The organism is Saccharomonospora xinjiangensis XJ-54, from assembly GCF_000258175.1.
Lineage (GTDB): Bacteria > Actinomycetota > Actinomycetes > Mycobacteriales > Pseudonocardiaceae > Saccharomonospora > Saccharomonospora xinjiangensis.
Window position 1 is genome coordinate 3,378 of record NZ_JH636049.1, and the last position, 3,059, is coordinate 6,436.

At 73.3% G+C, this 3,059-nt stretch carries 1 protein-coding gene; it reads right to left on the reverse strand.

Annotation, left to right across the window (positions count from 1 at the left end):
* The coding region (locus SACXIDRAFT_RS23150; protein WP_269729544.1) for a beta-ketoacyl synthase N-terminal-like domain-containing protein at window positions 1–3,049 on the reverse strand (3,049 nt) is incomplete at its 3' end.
* Between the last annotated feature and the right edge of the window lie 10 nt (window positions 3,050–3,059).

The following is a 3,059-nucleotide window of genomic DNA, read 5'->3' on the forward strand; positions in this document are numbered from 1 at the left end:
CCGCCGCCAGCGCCGTCCTGACCGCCGGGTCGCCGGCCGGTCTGCGGCCCAGCCACGCGACCTTCGCTCCGTAGTGTTCGTGCAGGTGCCGGGTGAGTGCCTGGCCGACGACCCCCGCGCCACCGATCAGCAGGTACGCGCCGCCGGTGCGCAGCGCGGGCGCGCCGGCGGGCGGGTCGATCTCGTCGAACCGCTGCCGGTAGCGCACACCGCCGCGCAGGAGAGTCAGTTCGGCTCGCGGGCTCGCGGGCTCGGCGACGATCGCCGCCGCCAGCGCGGGAAGGTCGGTGTCGGCGGCGGAGACGTCCACGTTACGGACCGCGAAGCGGTGCTGCTCGCGAGCGAGGAAGTACGCGAGACCCGTGAGACCGGCACCCCTGGCGTTGGCGGCGTTGCCGTCGAGACCGTGGGTGTCGTGCGTGGTGATGTGCAGGTCGGTGCGCTCCCCCTTCTCGGCCAGCGCCCGCACCAGTCGCAGAGCCAGCAGCTGCACATCGGCATCGACGCGCGCGTGCGGGTCCTCCACCCCCACCACGAGATGAACGCGGTCAACGGCGCCGATCTCGGTGAGCAGTGTGCGCACGGCGCCGGGATCGGCGGGCGAGACGGTGCGCCGCCCCGCTGCGGCCGTGCTCGTGGTCGCCTCGATCACGGTCGCTCCGGCCGCGCGGTGGTGGTCGGCGATCGCCCCGGCCAGCGGCCCCGCACCAGAGTCGAGAACCAGCACTCGTCCCGAGGCCTCGCCGGTGCCCTGCGCGGACGGCCGCGACACCCAGCTCGGCACGCGCAGCCGGGCCCGTGCCGGTTCGGTCAGCGCCACCACATCGCGCGAGGCCCGCCCCGCGCCCTGGCCGCCCGCACCGTGGCCGTTCCCGCTGTGATCGGGCGCGTCCTGGACACCGGTGGCGCGGCCGTTCGCACCCAAGCCGCCTGCGTCGTGGCCGGGTGCGGCGTGGCCGTCGCGGGCGGTGCCGTGATCGTCGCGCACCACGACCTGTTCGGTCCCGTGGTGGCCATTGGTGGCCGCCCGCTCGGTGCCCTTCGGGGTGACGGCGTGGTCGGTGAACCAGAACCGGTCACGGGCGAACGGGTAGGTGGGAAGGCTGACCCTGCGAGGACGACGGTGTCCTACCTGCCCTGCCTGGTCTGCCGGGGTCGGCCACGTCACCGGCTCCCCCGCCACCCAACGCTGTGCCAGGGCACACAGCGCAGGATCCGACCCGTGGACCCGCACCGAGTCGTCGGTGAGGAACCCGGCGAGTGCGGCGGTGAGTGCGGCGAGGTCCGAGACCACGAACGCCGCTCGCTCGGCCAGTTCGACGCGCCCTTCCTGCAAGGTGAAGGCCACATCGGCCAGATCGGGTGCTGACTGGCCGTGCGGGAGCAGCGCGGCGGCGTCGGCGCAGCTGTGCGCGGTGGTCAGCCTCGGGTGTCCCTCCTGCGGCAGGAGGTCCGAAAGCGACCTGGTCAGCTCGGCCACCTCGGCTGCCGTGACGCCGTACTCGTGCCACGGCCGCATGGGGTCGATGGCGGTGGGGTCGGTGCCCAGCACCCGCGCCAGCCGCGCCGTGACCTCGCCGACGGGATCGTCCACCCCGCCGCGCACCCGATCGAGCAGGCGCGCGGCCAGCGTCCGCAGCGCCTTGGGCGTGCGCGCCGACAGGGGAATGACAACCGGCCCGGTGAGGCGTGCCGCATCCGGCTCGGTGCTCCTTCCGGTGTACTCCTCCACCACGACGTGGGCGTTCGCGCCCGTCGCGCCGAACGAACTGACCCCGGCTCTGCGGACACCGCCGCACGTCCACGGTTCGGTGGTGCGCTGGAGCCGGAACGGTGATCCGTCCAGGTTCAGCAGCGGGTTCACCGCCTCGGCGTGCAGTGTCGGCACGAGCGTGCGGTGGTGCAGTTGCAGCACCGCCTTCGTCAGCCCCGAGATGCCTGCCGCGCCCTCGGCGTGGCCGATGTTGGACTTCACCGACCCGAGCGAGCAGCTCCCCGGCTCGGCTGTGTCACCGAACGCCGTCACCAGCGCCCGCAACTCGATCGGATCGCCCAGCGAGGTCCCGGTGCCGTGCGCCTCCAGCACACCGACGGTGGCCGGGTCGATGCCGGCGTCCGCGAACGCCTCGGTGAGCACCGCGGCCTGCGCCACCGGGTTCGGCACGCTGAACCCGCTCGCCGCGCCGCCGTGGTTCACCGCGCTGCCCGTGATGACCGCGTAGATGTGGTCGCCGTCGCGCTCGGCCGCCGACAGCGGCTTGAGCACCACCGCGCCGACACCCTCGGCTGAGACGTAGCCGTCGCCGCCGTCACCGAAGGACCGGCAGCGGCCGTCGCTGGAATGCATGTTGACCAGGCCGTATCCCACGTACTTCGCGGGGTGCAGCGACAGGTTCACCCCACCCGCGATCGCCACGGTGCACTCCCCCGACCGCAGGCTCGCCACGGCGAGGTGCACGGCCGTCAGCGACGACGAGCACAGCGTGTCCACGGCGAGGCTGGGGCCGTGGAAGTCGCAGAAGAACGACACCCGGTTGGCGATCTGTCCCTGGCTGAGACCGATCGGCACCGGGGCGCCCCCGAGCGTCGTGTGCTCGACACTGGACAGCGGGTAGTCCTTGTGCATCACGCCTGCGAACACCCCGCCTCTGCGGCGGCCTGCGGGGCCGGACGGCGGGCACAGCGACCGAGGCGTGTACCCGGCGTCCTCGATCGCCGACCAGCACGTCTGGAGGAACAGCCGTTCCTGCGGGTCGAGCACGGCCGCCTCGGCCGAGGAGATCCGGAAGAACGCCGCGTCGAAGCCGTCCACGTCGTCGAGGAACCCGCCCCACGACGACAGCGGCCTTCCCGACGCGCTGCGCACGTCGCCGAAGCGACGGTGGTCCCACCGGTCGCCCGGGATCTCGGTCACGCTGTCCACACCGGACTTGAGGTTGGCCCAGAACTCGTCGAGATCCTCGGCGCCGGGATACCGGCCTGCCATGCCGATCACCGCGATCGGCTCCAGCCTTTCCTCGCCCCGCTCCGGCGCGGGCCCGACGGGCACGCCGGCCGAC